This is a genomic window from Nostoc sp., assembly GCF_036917395.1.
Taxonomy (GTDB): domain Bacteria; phylum Cyanobacteriota; class Cyanobacteriia; order Cyanobacteriales; family Nostocaceae; genus Nostoc.
On sequence record NZ_JBALDI010000041.1, the window covers coordinates 106,664 to 121,226 of the forward strand.

The window sequence follows — 14,563 nt, forward strand, 5'->3', positions numbered from 1 at the left end:
AATTATAGTTAAAAAGCTAAATTTCTGACTTACTACTTAATTTCATCTACTTTTTCAGGCACAAATGTATGCGAAAAACTACCATTTTTACTATTACGTTGCTATCCCTGGCAATATTACCAGTAATGGCACAAGTTCAGACGGACGCATTAGGCCAGGTTTGGACTGATTTTCAATCATATTCCACAGATTTGCAAAATTACCTTCAATATAATCTAAGCGAAAATTTAAAACCTGTAGAAGTACAGAGTCAAGATGCTCTTAGTGGTGCCAAAGGAAAATTGAATATACCTAACCCTATTCTTGCTGGACAAAAGGTTCGTGAGAATTTGATTCTTCACTCTTATAATTCCGACTCTAGAGCAAACCGCTTTGAGAATAATTCAGCAGTGCAGGGAAATTTAGTTAGTAATGAACTCAACCGTGTAATTACCCGTGGAGTAGCGGTAGGTGTTCTCGGTGAAAATGGACAAATTAGGACAAAAGCAAAGTTAGAAAATACAGAGAAAAGTCTAGATGATATTGCAGGATTGGCACAGGAAACAGAGGGTAGCAATAATACATTCCTCAATCAGATTAAGACCAGTATTAGTGCAGTTAAGACACCTGATCCAACAGCAAATGCTATTTCTGGCTTGGCGGAATTGCTAGGTGCTAGTCAAGTGCAAATTCTAAAAATTCAACAGGAGCAAGTAAAAATTGTAGCTGAAACATTTGCTCAGTCATTACAAAATAATCAGTCTTTGCAATATTCCAACTTAAATTTGGCAAATATTTCTCAACAGGCAGAAGAGGCGAATCGCGCTCGGAGAGTAGAAACATCTACAGAAGCGGCGCGACTTTTACGAGCTACTTCTCAATTAGATTTGTTTGGCAGACAAGTTAAGAAGTAAGATTTTAGGATAAAAAACTCTAATTTTTCATCCAACTTTTAAAATACTTAAACTTATTACAAACCAACAATAAATCTAAAAAACAGTTTTGTAAGGTGCGTTAGCGGCAGCGGAACGCACCGAAAGCATCCGGGATGGTGCGTTAGGAACGTAACACACCCTACGAAATCTAAAAAAACAGCCCATTAACTCAAAATGCAACTTGCTATTCAACTAATTTTTGCCCAAGTAGGCATTGATGAGATTCTCGATAATGGTGCCGCAACTTCCCAAAGTATTGCCGAAGGTTGGGACAAACAATGGCTGGATTTATTACAGAATAACACCACTAATAACTTGTATGGAGCGCTGACCAATCTGGGTATTTTTTTTGCAGTAGGAACCCTGTTATTTTTTATGATACAATTCCTCAAAGACTTAATATCCTACGAATATACCCGTCCCATATCAGCTTTAATTTGGCCTTTTATTGTGGTGATCCTTTTAAGTAATTCAGGCAATGGAAGTATACTTTCTAATCTAACACTGGGAGTGCGGAATTTTTTAAACACTGTGAATCAGCAAGTAGTGGTATCAGCAGATGCGGGTGAAATGTACCAACAAGCACTGAATATGAGTGTTGCTGAAGAAGTAACTGGTTCTTTTCTGCGTCCTTGCCAATCGCTAACTGGCCAGCAACAAAGTGAATGCTTTAAGCAAGCTGCTGATAAAATTAATATTCTCTTAAAGAGGTATAGATCTACATACGGAGATAAAAACTGGATATTTAGACTACAAAATAAGGTAAATAATATTAGTTCTGGCCCTGGGTTTGTATCAGAAACCTCATTTAATTCTTTGTTAGGTTCTACAGTCCAAACAAGCATTAAAAACTTTTTAGTTTCCTTACAATATGCCTTCCAGAATTTGATAGAAGCTACTATGTTGCTGATAGCGGTTTTAGGGCCAATAGCCGTAGGTGGGTCTTTACTGCCTGTAGCTGGTAAACCAATTTTCGCATGGGTGACGGGATTTTTATCTATTGGAATCGCCAAAATTTCATTCAATATTATTGCTGTGCTGACTGCCGCAGTTATTGTAAATGGCCCAGGCCAAAATGCTAATGCTGATCCAGACTTAATGTGGTTCATAATTTTTCTGGGAATTTTAGCACCAATTTTATCATTACTTGTGGCTGCTGCTGGCGGTTTTGCAGTCTTCAGTGCTATCAGTAATACGGCTTCTTTAGTAAAGGAGAGGATATAGGAAATTCCAAATTATAAATGAATAAAATTTTGGCAAGTGTCGTAATTGCTGAATTATATGCAAATGATAATTTATATAGAATAGCTGAAGTTTTTTGCAGAAGAGGTGAGTAAATGGTGCGTTTACTGGAAAAAAGACAATCAATAGCAAGTGTTTTGACACTTTTTGCGATCGCAACCTTCAGTTTACATATATTAGTTTTATTTTTATTCTTATTACAAGGGCTAAATATTCGCCAACTCAGTCTGAGAAAACCTCCCAACTTTGTACAATTAATAGACGGTAAACCAGTAGCTAATATTGATGATTTAGCAAGAGATCCAGAAGCAATTCGCCAATTCATCAGCAAAACGATGATATCAATGTTTAGCTGGTCTGGAACCTTGCCACCACAAAATATCGAAGAAGTTGCAAGCCCCAAACCAGATTTAGGAGTTCTTATTCAAACAGCTCAAGCGAGTAGCCAAAAAGTTAGTACCAGCAGTTGGATAGCTAGTTTTGCCTTGTCCGAAGACTTTCGCAAAGGTTTCTTAAGCACAGTTGCAGAAATGACACCGCCAGAAGTTTTCTCTGAAAATCCCAGCCTAACTATGACATCACAATTAGTTATTAAGCGGGTTTATCCGCCAAAACAAATTGCACCAGGAAAGTGGCGAGTGGGTATGGTAGCCGACTTAATTCAAAAAAACCGAGTTGGTGGTGCAAGACTCATAACTCCTTTTAACAAAGATTTACTTGTACGTGCAGCAGATTATTTTGGTAATCCCCAAGGCGACAATGGCACAGACTTGCAAAAAGCAATTTATAGTGTCCGCGCTGATAGATTAGAAATTTATGAAATTCGGAACTTATGTTTGCTAGATGGCAACAACGGCCTTAACAATGATAAATTTACACAATGTGGCGCTGGACAAACATCTGATAGCTTTATCAGATGAGTAGGTAGGGAGAGACGCGATTAATCGCGTCTGTACTGGGAAGTAGGGAATCAGTCTTTTCGAGTTGTACAGAGTTTTTAAAAAATCAAATAAGACTTATAGATTTCTAATTCACTAATTTTATATAAATATAAATGCAAATACTCAAACCAGAAAATAGGAAAAATAACCCATTGCCACTGTTAGCAGTAGGAACATTTGGGTTAAATGTATTCACCCTGCTTTTACTACTATTTAACGGGTCTATGTTACAGCAACTAGGTCGTCAACTCACACCTCAAAGTTTAGTGCAGCTTGTTGATGGTCGCACTATAACCGTAGACCCCGAACCAAATTTAGAGCGGCAGCCAGAGGCGATTCGGCGGTTTGCGGGTGAAACTATGAGCTTAATGCTTACTTGGTCAGATCAACAGCTGCCAACGCAAGTCTGGGAAATTACCTCCCAACTGGTAGCTGATAATTTTAAACAAAAACTTAAGTCAGAAATTACTAATTTAAATCCAGATAGCCAATTTGAAAATGTTAATAGAGGATCAGAAAATGTATTAGTAATTCAAAAAATATCTCAACCTACAAAAATAGGTGAAGGACAGTGGAAAGTGGAGATGTTTGCTAATCAACTAGTTTTTAGCGGTTATGATAGGTTGGGAAAATCAACTTCATTTAATAAACAAATTTTAGTTAGAGCAATAGATGAACCCGCAACTTCTCTACCAAATGCAGCACTACCCTTGCAGTTCGCAGCTTACCGTCTTGGTGAAGCCAGACTAGAAATTTATAATGTATGTAATATCAAAGATAAAAATTGTTCTGGAAATCCCAACCAAGCTTTACCATGACTAAATACTCAATTCCTGCGGAAACACCTCCTCAAAATAAATTTACTTTAACCACCGATGCTCACCAACAAGATGTAGAATCTTTTGATTGGGAATCGCGGATGTCAAGGTTGGTCGGCTTTGAAGAAGAATCTTCTACCGATACCCAAGGTTCAGAAGACTCTGCAACGCCGCAAGAGTCGCTTTCTCAACCACAAGAAGTTCAGACTAAGCAAGCCCTCTCATCTAATCCTTTTGCAAAGTTAGGCTTGGTAGGCGCTGCTACCTTAGCGATAGTTTTGGTGGGTGGTGTGTTTTTGTCCCAGTTGATGAGTAGCAGCAATTCAAAGCCAAAAAATATTGTTTCCCCACAAGTATCATCGCAGCCAAATAATGAATCTAGCTCTCAACAGCTAGAAGGCGAAGTAGATACTCTCAAAACGAAATTAGCCCTGACTGAACAAGCACAAATGGTGAAAGCTGCCCAACAACAGCTCAGAATTGCCAAATCAACGCCGACAGTAGCCTTAAAAGCAGAACCGTCAGTTTCTTCCAGAGGTAGAGAGAGACTGATCCCAACACCTCCACCAACAGTTTACCCACCTCGGACAGTGACAGTTGAGCGCATCGTTAAAGTACCTGCTTCTCAACCTTTGCCATCACCTCAGATACCAGTTGTGAAGCCAAACACTCAACCCGTAGTCAGTATAACTCCACCATCTCCACCAACCCCATTACAAGAGTGGGCAAGGTTAGCAAAGTTAGGTAGCTACGGTCAAGTAAGTGTCACTGATCAACCTAATAACATCGCAGCTGCTCCTGAACCTGCAAACAATACGCAGCCGCAGGAACAGACACCACAACCGGAAACTCCTGCTCCAGTGGTGAGCCAAGCGCAAGAGAAGGGAGAGAAATCCGTAGCAGTAGGAAGTAGTGCTAAAGCTGTGTTAGCAACAGCGATATTTGGGGAAACTAATACTAAATCAGGCGGTGGTGATGAAACAGGTGAACAGAAAAACGTATTTGTGATCCGATTGAAAGAACCACTAAAATCTACCGATGGTTCGATCGCTCTACCTGCAAACACCGAATTCCTCGCTGAAATTGGTTCCCTTTCCGAACAAGGTCTTTTGTCCATGAATGTAGTCAAAATTATCTCGCATAATGATGGCAACCTTACAGAACGAAGCTTACCCAACAATACAATTATTCTTCGCGGTACCCAAGGTAAACCTTTAATTGCAAATAAATTTCCCAGTTCAAGTTCATCCATAGCATCAATGGATGCAGGACTATTCGTTTTGGGAGGTATTGGTAAAGCGGCAGAGTTAGTAAATCGCCCTGATACCAAACTTCTGCCTTTGTATAGCAACAGCGTCCTCAATAGTGACGGTACTCCAAACGAAAACAGCAACGGTGCTAACAGCAGCAACCCCGGTGTCATCAATGGTTATGCTACTGTTACTGAGAACAGACGCAATCTTGCCGCTGCGGTTCTGGAAGGTGGTATGAACTCTGTAGTTCCCCAAATTGCCCAACGTAATCAACAGGCGATCGCCCAAATGTCACAACAAACTAATGTTTGGTATTTGCCAGCCGGTACAAATATTGAAATATACGTTAATCAAGCAACCCAGTTTTAGGAGGTAGGATTTATACTAATTTTAGATTTTGGATTGGGTAATGGTAATTGGTAATTAGTTTTCCTTCCATCTTTCCCATCTCCCCTTATTCTATCTAGCAATCTACCCCATTTGCAATCATGAAAAATAATACTAACTTGTCAGGAAATACCTCAAATAATTATTATTTCCTACCTATAGCTTCCTTAATTTTCTCGGTTGCTATGTTATTGTTAGTAGGTCGTGCAGTAGCTAATAATGCTGTTTTACGTTCCGTATTTTCTTGCCAAGCACAGGGTTTAGGGGGACTAATACCTACTATCAAGGTTTGGTATCAACAAGGAACAAACTTAAGCTTTATTCCGGCTGGAGAAGTAATTAAAAAAGTTTGGTTAAACGATCCATCACAGGTAACTATGGATTTTGATGGCCCGGTATGTATGCAGTTTGGTCAAGATCCTAATACTAGTGGAGGAGATTGTAAAAACTCAGCAGCGAATGTCATTCAACTCAGACGAATTAAAAAACTGGACATTCCTGGACTTCCTCCTACTAGCAATACACTTTTAACAGTTGTTACCGAAGCGCAAGGTAAAAATAAGTTGTATACTTTTCGAGTGTTATATGGAACAGATAACCCTGAATATCACACTTTAGCAATTTTTTCCGATCCTTCTGGTCAGGAAGGAGCTTGTGCGAGAGTTTCACAATAAACTTCTAGCAAAAGTACCAGACGACAACGACTGAAGTTTACCTGCACAAAAAGCGCTGATGCTTACGTATATCTGCATTGTGGCTTTTCAAAAGCCTTGCTCTAATTCCCTCCTTAGAAGGGAGGATTAGGGAGAATCTAAGTCTTTTAGCAGTTTTTTTCTTTATAGAGTACGGTTTAAGATAGACAATAGAGAGTGGTGTAGTTTAATCAATTAAAAAATGCCATAACTTAACCCTCTTAACTGACTTAGGCGTTTTCAGCCTACATCTTTATAAATCTTTAGATAAAAACTAACTACAAATTCTAAATCCGTGCAAATATAAAGAAAAGCTTAAGAGGATACAGACTCATGGTGACTGCTAAAATGATGCAACAGCTCTGGGCTGTAATCGAATCTACCCAGGTCAGCACCCTGCTCCAGTTTGACGATGCTGCTTTAGTACAATTGCTCCTCCAGCAGTTAAAAGTTAAGCAGGAAATTGATGCCCAGGCAGATAGCACCCTCAATACTTATATACAATCTAAATTGCCCCTGATTCGCGATACAGCCGAAGGTCGATTATCCTTCGGGCAAGGCGGTAATGATTAGCACGGAAAATCAAATGATTGCTCACTGCCAAGCATACGCTCATAGTTAAAACAGTGGAATATTATGAATCACTGGCTAATAATTGCCCTAGTAGCTTATCTAATTGGAGCAGCGATTGAAGGGGTGAGTACAGCCAGTCAGTTATCTCATTCAGTGCCAGAACTAGCTAAAAGTACACAAGCTCATCCTTCAGATTCTGCCACTGGGCCAAGTTCGAGTTGGCGAGTTGTGGCCGCCATCGCCTCAGTAAGTATCTGTGGAGCTTTTATGTGGCCTTGCCGTCTTTTCCATCGTTTAATTAAAGGGAACGTTCATTCATAAGCCTAACCCGGCTGAAGCATGGGGCAAAAAATATATCTATTTGCGGTTGGTTAATTATCCAGTTTGTTCTGGTGTCGCTACATTTTGCCCAATTTTTGGCTCCGTTCCCGCAAGCAGTCGTTCAATATTAGTGCGATGGCGTAAAATCACATACAATCCACCGGCAATCCCGAATAGAACATAGGGTAACGGTTGATGCAAAAATATCATGAAAATGGAAACAGCGATCGCACCTGCAATTGAACTCAAAGAGACAAGCCGCGATATCGCCACAACGACGGCAAACACACCCGCTGTTGCTAAACCTACTTGCCAACTCATTGCCAACAAAATTCCCAAGCTGATAGCAACAGATTTACCACCCGTAAAGCCCAAAAAAATCGATTTACTATGTCCCAGGATGGCAGCTAACCCAACTAAAGTTATCAACCAGGGTTGCCACACTTGTGCATCTACCGTTGAGGGGATAAAATTTTGACTGGATGCAAAATTGAACAACCAATAAACCAGAGCGATCGCTAATACTCCCTTTAAGGAATCAAGTACTAAAACCAATGCTCCTGGCCCTTTCCCCAAAGTTCTTAGTACATTAGTTGCACCAGTGGAACCTGAACCAACTTCCCGAATATCAATACCTTTTAACTGCTTCACAGCAATGTACCCAGTGGGAAAAGAACCCAGCAGGTAGGCTATGACCACAATTGCCCCACATCCGGTTAACCAAATAGCCATAATAAAATTTAAAATTCACTCATTCAAAATTCAAAAAAGTCCAGAGAAATAGCTTTTAACTCTGGACTATTGACTAATTAAAAGTCATCATCATAGTTTCTCACGGTTTTGGGGTCAGGGGCAAAGGCTAACCACAGAGGAAATTGCAGTAATGACAAACTGATTTGCTCCTCTGAATCGTCAATTATAATTAAGGGCAGTTGATTGGCCTTCGTCAATCGGTCTGCTTTCTGAGCCAGAGCATCAGATGCCTCAAATAATACCACACCTCGGTCTGGGCCAAAATCTGGACGACCAATTCCCAGACAGTCTTGCAAGCCGCGCCGCCATTCACCTAATCGCTCCGGCGTATTAGCTAAAACTAAAGTACGGACGCGATCGCCATACAACTTGTGTAATATCGAAATTGCGGCTGAGGCAATTAGGATATTCTGTAAGCGGCTACCCATTGTCCGCAAACCACCCCGTCCCCCTTGGGTAAAAAACCAGTTGGAGACTCGTTCTGCATGGATTGGTTCAAAGGTACGGCGTAGTTGCCACGCTGGTCCGTAGTAATCTGGTTTGTTGCGGTATTGGTCAATTAGGCGGCGAATTTGCTTTGTAGTATCTTGAAATTGCTGTTGGGCAAATTGGGGTATTCCAGATTGGGGTTCAACTGGTTTTGCCTCTTTTACAGATGGTTTTTCTCGTTCCACCACACTTGGTGTCAGTTGCAACTGTTCAGCGGCTGCGGCCAAATCCTGTAAGCTACCTGTGAGATAGTCTTTAAAACCCTGCACTCGAATTGCTAAGTCTTGGGATGCTCCGGCAAAAGTGGTTCGCATTTCGTTGCGGATACGTTCTTGACGGCGTTCTAGCTGTTCTACAGAAATTTGCAGCGCTTGTTTGCGTTGTTCTAATTGTACCAGTGACTCTTGCACGAGCCGTCCCAGTGAGGTTTCAGTTTCAGTCACTTGTGACTGAAGGTTTTTGTAAGAAGCTTGCAGCTTGGCTATTTCTTCCTTGAGGGCAGCTTCAGCGCTCTGCAACTCTGCCACTCGCTGCTCTGCCTCTGCATATAATAAATTATTTCCTGATCCTATTTTTGACCCCAGTCCGACATTTCCCGCTTCTAACTGCGCTACAAACTCGCCATTTGAATTTTCTGTTAGCTCTACTGTAGAATCTACCACTTCTGCATTGGAGATGAGTGGCTCAAAAGTTGCGTAGTCTGGTGATGAGCTAATGGCTGCTGTTTCTACCACTAACTCAACAGATGGATTTACTGGATGTTCTACTGCATTGTTCTGTTCTTGTTTTTCTGCCAACCGCTCATCAATTGGTTCTGGGGTTTGAGATTCCTCTGGGTTCATAAACAATAGTGTAATTCCTATGACGCGAATAAATAGCTTTCAGAAATATTACAATTGACTTGCCATAAAAGTCCTGAGTCATGAGTGCTGAGTTATGAGTCTAGAGCAAAACGACTCAGTACAGATGGTACTCATACCAATTATTTGTGAAGCTGCACAAAATCAAGCTTGGTCAGACTTAGGGATTTTGCCCCAAGTTCTGGGGCAACCTTATCGGTAATAAATGTCAGCACTAAATACGTGGACAACGTTGTTCTAAGCAATTTTTCAAGGTATTGGGGTCAAATAAAATCGGCAAAAAGTGAATGCTTTTAATTTCTTTAAAGTAAAACAGGATGGGGACTCCACTCCAAAATATCCGCCAGTTTTGCCATTCCTGGTAGGGAAAGCGCCGAATCAATTTTTCGCCTCTGTAAATATCTAAGTCGGTGGCGGTAAATTGTAAACGCAGCGTTAACGCCTGAAACATGAGAAACAAACCAAACAGAGTGAAAACGGAACCTACCAACGGTTGTACCAATAGTAGTGGAATGGCGGCAATCACCAACACTATAGGTATATTGTAACTAGGCTTGAGTTCCACAGTTGATGTGGAGTTAGGAGCAAATGAACTGGTCACAGTCTTAAATCCTGCTTTATTAGTAGGCATCTCTCCTATTTTAAGAGTTAGGAGTAAGGAGTTTTAACTCATAACTCTTAACCGGAGGCGGAGCGTCTCCGCCTTTGCTTCTAACTCCTTACTCCTTACTTTTATTGGCCTTGCAAGAATGCACCGCCAGTCCCCTGAAACATTAACCAAGAAAGAAAGAAGTTGCTAACAAATATAATCAGTAAGGCAGTCACAACAGCAGTTGTGGTTGACTGTCCTACACCTTTGGCTCCTCCTGTTGTCGTCAACCCCCAACTGCAACCAATTACGGCGATTAAAATGCCAAAGCAACACGCCTTAATCATGGCGCTTAAAATATCCCAGATACCAAGAAAGTTACGGGCTGAGTCTAGAAATACCGTATCAGACAGGTTGTAGATATTTATCGCAATTATTAATCCCCCGAACATCCCTGTTACCAAAGACAAGAGGGTTAAAATTGGTAGCATTAAACAGCAAGCAAGGACGCGGGGGATAACCAGGTAATCGATTGGATCTGTTCTTAACATCAACATGGCATCGATTTGTTCTGTGACTCGCATGGTACCGATTTCGGCTGCAAAGGCAGAACCAACTCGCCCGGCCAAAACCACTGCTGTCAACACGGGAGCGAGTTCTCGTGTCAACGCGACAGAAAGCACTCCGCCGATAATGTTTCCTGCGCCAAAGTTGATAAATTCCCGCGCCACCTGAATGGTAAACACTGCGCCAACGAAAATAGCCGTCAATAGAGCAATAAATAGGGAATCTGGCCCAACTGCTGCCATTTGCTGCAAGGTGTTGCGCCGATGGATTTTGCCCCTCAATAGGTGAACTAGTACTTGCCCACCCAGAAAAATCGCTGCCAGCAGCCGCTGACTCCATTCTCCTAAACTGGATTTGGATGTAGTCTGGTTCAATGTTCTCTAGCTAACTCGGTAACTGCCTTAAGAATAGCGGAAGTCGTTGAGAATAGGGAATGGGGACTGGTGACTGGGGCATTGGTTATTTCCCCATCTCCCCATACCCCCAACGGGGCTGAATATTAACTTAGATTAAAGATGCTCTCAGAAAATGAAGCTGTTGTTAAACATACTGCAAACCAATAAATAGGTACTAGCCTTGGCTATAACCTTGATTTTACAAGGTTTTCGTAGATTTAAGTCATTTTTTATATCCCCAGCATGTGCTGTAACTGGTAGCCGTTTCTTTTAATGAAAACTTAAGATTTTTGACAGATTGTCTGCTCTGAAGCGATCGCACGTATTGTAGAAAATGACAAACTGCTATCGAGCTATTGTCATCTCTACTTACGGAGTTTGTCCTAAATGACTATTTTCATTAACTTTCTCCGCTCTTTACTACTTACGATCATTTTTAGTTTTGTCGCTCCCATGTTACTCGTTGGCGGCGGACTGTCCCTTTTATCCCTCATCGGTCACTTCCCCGGTTTACAAGAGTTAACTGAGGCGATCGCTACTCAGATTATGCATTTTCTCGCCACCTTTGGCAGTGGAACTCCCCTCCGGGGATTATTTGTGATTAGCTTGACCTGGAGTTTCGTCGGGGCACTATTTGATATGTACGCTTATTATCGGTGTCAAATTTTACGAATTGATTCATAAGTAGTGTAAATACCTTCGTCAGGTGCTCATAGGCTGTACAACAAAGGAAAAAGTGATATTTCCAAAAGTGGAAGTACTACTGGTCTGAACCTAGATAGGGATTAGTGTTGCTGAATGAATTTTTCTTAATTAAATTTAGTACCAAAATTATTGATTAAATACTTATTATTCATTAGTTATTAGTTATTAATTACTGACGACTAATACAGGTGCGCGACCGTAGCAAAGCAATTATCAAGAGGTCAAAAAGATAAATTATCAAGGATTTTAGAATTTTGAATTCTGCAAAACCGCTAAAATAGTCTGTGCTAAATCATCACGTTTGACGCTAAACTAGAGTTTGGCATTTTGTGTTAGCTGCAATTTTTAAGGATTTGATTAGCATTACTTGAGAATATCAAAAAAAACTCACTGCAAAATATAAAAATTTCCTTAAAATCCTAATTAGCACAGTGCCTGCTCATGTTTCTTAACAGAGCAAAGCAAGTCGTGTGACCTCTGGGCATCTTATATTGAATTTATTACGAGGTATGTTGACAACTCATGATTTGGCCGTTTAAGCCCAAGTTTAGAAAACAAATTGCGCGGATTGAAATTACTGGTGCGATCGCCGGTGCTACTCGCAAACGCGTCCTAGAAGCCCTGAAAACTATAGAAGAAAAAAAGTTTCCGGCATTATTGCTACGTATTGATAGTCCTGGCGGTACAGTCGGAGATTCCCAAGAAATCTACAGCGCCCTGAAGCGTTTGCGCGAAAAAATTAAAATCGTCGCTAGCTTTGGCAATATTTCGGCTTCTGGAGGAGTCTACATCGGCATGGGAGCCGAACACATTGTAGCTAACCCAGGTACGATTACGGGTAGTATCGGTGTGATTTTGCGTGGGAATAACTTAGAACGCTTGTTAGAAAAAATCGGTGTTTCCTTCCAGGTAATTAAGTCTGGCCCTTACAAAGACATTTTGGCTTTTGACCGGGAACTGACTCAACCAGAAGCAAACATCCTGCAAGAGTTGATTGACACAAGTTATCAGCAGTTTGTCCAAACGGTAGCTGATGGCCGTTCTTTAACAGTAGAAGCTGTGAAAAGTTTCGCCGATGGTCGGATTTTTACTGGACAGCAAGCCCTAGAGTTAGGTGTTGTAGACCGCCTGGGTACAGAAGAAGATGCCCGTCGCTGGACAGCAGAACTGGTCGGTCTTGATCCGGAAAAAACTCTCTGCTATACCCTAGAAGAACGTAAACCTTTATTGAGTCGCCTTTTACCAGGAAGTCGTCAGGTTTCATCAGGAATTGGGGCTGGTATTGATTGGCTCGAATTTGAAATGTCTACCAGTGGTTTACCGTTGTGGTTATATCGACCCTAGTATGAGTTAGGAGCGGAGCCAAAGACGCTCTGCCTCCGGTTATGAGTGAGGAGTTATGAGTTAAAAATCTTACTTCTCATTCTTAACTCCTAACTCCTGACTTTTGTGTTTTAAGGAGGATTTTGGCGTGGACTGGCAAATGCGGGCTATTCGCGGAGCAACAACTGCTTCAGAAAATACTGTTGAGGCAATCCGAGAGGTGGTGACAGAACTACTAGATGAGCTGGAAAACCGGAATCAATTCCAGCTGAGGGACATGATTAGTGTGACTTTCTCTGTGACACGTGATTTAGACGTAGTTTTTCCAGCTGCGATCGCTAGAGTGCGTCCTGGTTGGGATAATGTGGCCATGTTGGATGTGCAGCAAATGCACGTCGAAGGCAGCTTACAGCGCTGCATTCGGTTCCTAATCCACACCTATCTGCCAGCCTCCGCTTCAATTCATCATATCTATTTACGCAACGCCGCTAGCTTGCGTCCAGACTGGAGTTTGCCCCAATCATTACAAGCATCACAGCAAGGTGTTAAGTCAAAAGTGTAAATTACTTAAATCAAATATATTTAACAAACAGCACAAGAATATAATTCTGTGCTGACGCGGCTGCTCAACCTAATGCTGGTGGGAGAATCTTCCCTAAGGTGGAACTGGTATGTGCGTGACGATTATATAGCATAGCTCATGCTTTTAGGCAACTATTATTATAACGATGAGTAAAGGGTAATTATGGAACAGCAAACTTTTGAAGGAACATGGGAGGAGATTCTCCTGCGTGCTTCTGAACTGACTGGACGACGAGTAAAATTAATAATCCTGACTAATGAAACCCCAAGTTACCTATCTACAGATACCTTAGACAAGTCGTTGCAAGGAAGAGTAGGGCAAGTGAATTTCCTGCCATCAAACTTGTCTGAACGTACAAGGGAAGCTTTTGCAGATATTTTGTCAGCTAAGTATGACCCTTCAAGGTTAAACGAGTGACGCTCTGCGATGCTTCTGCCCTGATTGCTTTAATTAATCAAAGCGATGCCAATCACCAACGTTGTGTTGACATATTACCTCAGCTACTAGCCCCTCTACTAACAACTTGGTCTTGTTTTACAGAAGCCATGTATTTGTTAGGTCGCTATGGTGGATGGTCTGCACAGCAGGAGCTATGGGGCTATGTTGCTGATCAGATTCTTTTGTTGCACCACAATAATGTAGAAGAACAGGAAAGAATGCGATCGCTAATGGAGCAATATCGAGATATCCCAATGGATTTGGCAGATGCTTCATTAGTAGCCACTGCTGAAACCTTAAATCAGAGACGAGTTTTTACTCTTGATCGAGATTTCCACATCTATCGATTTCGGGGTAATCAGTCTTTTGAAGTTGTACCTTGAGGGATAAATCGGTAGAAAATAGCGATCGTAGTTTACTACAAAGAGTATCCAAAGTGGGAACCATAACATTAACAGAATTGAGGTAAGTGTTATGGAAATCGTAAAATGGATGTTTTACATCCTCCTTGGTGGGATTGCCATTTATTTGATCTTTTCTCCTTTTATGCTGGTTATTGGGCTTTTCAAGCCGAGTGCGGTTCTTTCCAGCAAAGAACCACAGACTCGATCTAGAGTCCTGAATATATAGCAACCGCCAAAGCGGTTAGGACAAACAGTATACTTGATGAGTAAAGTAACAAATATTGATACTGCTCAAGCGGACAGTACAAAAACAGAT

18 protein-coding genes are annotated in these 14,563 nt (G+C 41.3%); 14 read left to right on the forward strand and 4 right to left on the reverse strand.

Going from position 1 to position 14,563, the window contains the following annotated elements; genetic code table 11:
- Nucleotides 1–68 precede the first annotated feature (68 nt).
- The 8 genes from V7K46_RS14410 (at nucleotide 69) to V7K46_RS14445 (ending at nucleotide 7,141) form a co-directional block, all read left to right on the forward strand.
- Nucleotides 69–893, forward strand: coding sequence for a hypothetical protein (locus V7K46_RS14410; RefSeq protein ID WP_335114154.1), 825 nt, complete (start codon nucleotides 69–71; stop codon nucleotides 891–893).
- 195 nt (nucleotides 894–1,088) lie between these two features.
- Nucleotides 1,089–2,138, forward strand: a complete 1,050-nt coding sequence (locus V7K46_RS14415; RefSeq protein WP_335114156.1) for a hypothetical protein — start codon at nucleotides 1,089–1,091, stop codon at nucleotides 2,136–2,138.
- A 113-nt stretch (nucleotides 2,139–2,251) separates the two neighbouring features.
- The gene (locus V7K46_RS14420; protein WP_335114158.1) at nucleotides 2,252–3,076 is read left to right on the forward strand and encodes a hypothetical protein; all 825 of its coding nucleotides are present in this window, start codon (nucleotides 2,252–2,254) and stop codon (nucleotides 3,074–3,076) included.
- A gap of 134 nt (nucleotides 3,077–3,210) precedes the next feature.
- Nucleotides 3,211–3,915: a hypothetical protein gene (locus V7K46_RS14425; protein ID WP_335114160.1), complete on the forward strand. Its 705-nt coding sequence runs from the start codon at nucleotides 3,211–3,213 to the stop codon at nucleotides 3,913–3,915.
- Nucleotides 3,912–5,537 carry a hypothetical protein gene (locus V7K46_RS14430; RefSeq protein WP_335114162.1) on the forward strand — a complete coding sequence of 542 codons (1,626 nt, stop codon included), beginning with the start codon at nucleotides 3,912–3,914 and terminating at the stop codon, nucleotides 5,535–5,537. Before V7K46_RS14425 ends, V7K46_RS14430 begins: the two co-directional genes overlap by 4 nt.
- 119 nt (nucleotides 5,538–5,656) lie before the next feature.
- Entirely contained in the window at nucleotides 5,657–6,229 is a 573-nt protein-coding gene (locus V7K46_RS14435) for a hypothetical protein (RefSeq protein WP_335114164.1), read from the forward strand.
- Between the two features lie 351 nt (nucleotides 6,230–6,580).
- Nucleotides 6,581–6,820 (forward strand): hypothetical protein, encoded by a 240-nt coding sequence (locus tag V7K46_RS14440; protein WP_335114166.1) that lies wholly within the window; start codon nucleotides 6,581–6,583, stop codon nucleotides 6,818–6,820.
- 63 nt (nucleotides 6,821–6,883) lie between these two features.
- Nucleotides 6,884–7,141 (forward strand): hypothetical protein, encoded by a 258-nt coding sequence (locus V7K46_RS14445; RefSeq protein WP_335114168.1) that lies wholly within the window; start codon nucleotides 6,884–6,886, stop codon nucleotides 7,139–7,141.
- 54 nt (nucleotides 7,142–7,195) lie between these two features.
- Here V7K46_RS14445 and plsY read toward each other — a convergent pair whose 3' ends face one another.
- Both plsY and V7K46_RS14455 read right to left on the reverse strand, forming a co-directional pair.
- Nucleotides 7,196–7,873, reverse strand: a complete 678-nt coding sequence (gene plsY / locus V7K46_RS14450; protein WP_335114171.1) for a glycerol-3-phosphate 1-O-acyltransferase PlsY — start codon at nucleotides 7,871–7,873, stop codon at nucleotides 7,196–7,198.
- A 77-nt stretch (nucleotides 7,874–7,950) separates the two neighbouring features.
- Entirely contained in the window at nucleotides 7,951–9,225 is a 1,275-nt protein-coding gene (locus V7K46_RS14455; protein ID WP_335114173.1) for a DUF3086 domain-containing protein, read from the reverse strand.
- Nucleotides 9,226–9,319: 94 nt separating this feature from the next.
- Here V7K46_RS14455 and V7K46_RS14460 point away from each other — a divergent pair, with 94 nt between their 5' ends.
- Nucleotides 9,320–9,445 (forward strand): hypothetical protein, encoded by a 126-nt coding sequence (locus tag V7K46_RS14460; RefSeq protein ID WP_335114175.1) that lies wholly within the window; start codon nucleotides 9,320–9,322, stop codon nucleotides 9,443–9,445.
- Nucleotides 9,446–9,457: 12 nt separating this feature from the next.
- On the opposite strand, the gene V7K46_RS14465 is transcribed toward V7K46_RS14460, so the two are convergent.
- Nucleotides 9,458–9,874 (reverse strand): DUF3119 family protein, encoded by a 417-nt coding sequence (locus V7K46_RS14465; protein ID WP_273766267.1) that lies wholly within the window; start codon nucleotides 9,872–9,874, stop codon nucleotides 9,458–9,460.
- Nucleotides 9,875–9,975: 101 nt separating this feature from the next.
- Nucleotides 9,976–10,773, reverse strand: a complete 798-nt coding sequence (locus tag V7K46_RS14470) for an MlaE family lipid ABC transporter permease subunit (protein WP_335114177.1) — start codon at nucleotides 10,771–10,773, stop codon at nucleotides 9,976–9,978.
- A gap of 408 nt (nucleotides 10,774–11,181) precedes the next feature.
- On the opposite strand from V7K46_RS14470, the gene V7K46_RS14475 reads away from it, so the two are divergent.
- The 5 genes from V7K46_RS14475 to V7K46_RS14495 all read left to right on the forward strand — a co-directional run bounded on the left by V7K46_RS14475 (nucleotide 11,182) and on the right by V7K46_RS14495 (nucleotide 14,226).
- Complete coding sequence (locus V7K46_RS14475; protein WP_335114179.1) at nucleotides 11,182–11,478, forward strand: hypothetical protein; 297 nt, start codon at nucleotides 11,182–11,184, stop codon at nucleotides 11,476–11,478.
- A gap of 543 nt (nucleotides 11,479–12,021) precedes the next feature.
- Entirely contained in the window at nucleotides 12,022–12,843 is an 822-nt protein-coding gene (gene sppA, locus V7K46_RS14480) for a signal peptide peptidase SppA (RefSeq protein ID WP_335114181.1), read from the forward strand.
- A 127-nt stretch (nucleotides 12,844–12,970) separates the two neighbouring features.
- On the forward strand, nucleotides 12,971–13,384 hold the full coding sequence (gene aroH / locus V7K46_RS14485) for a chorismate mutase (RefSeq protein ID WP_335114183.1): 414 nt from the start codon (nucleotides 12,971–12,973) through the stop codon (nucleotides 13,382–13,384).
- 183 nt (nucleotides 13,385–13,567) lie between these two features.
- The gene (locus V7K46_RS14490) at nucleotides 13,568–13,822 is read left to right on the forward strand and encodes a hypothetical protein (RefSeq protein ID WP_335114185.1); all 255 of its coding nucleotides are present in this window, start codon (nucleotides 13,568–13,570) and stop codon (nucleotides 13,820–13,822) included.
- Complete coding sequence (locus tag V7K46_RS14495; protein ID WP_335114187.1) at nucleotides 13,819–14,226, forward strand: type II toxin-antitoxin system VapC family toxin; 408 nt, start codon at nucleotides 13,819–13,821, stop codon at nucleotides 14,224–14,226. Before V7K46_RS14490 ends, V7K46_RS14495 begins: the two co-directional genes overlap by 4 nt.
- The last annotated feature ends 337 nt before the right edge of the window (nucleotides 14,227–14,563 follow it).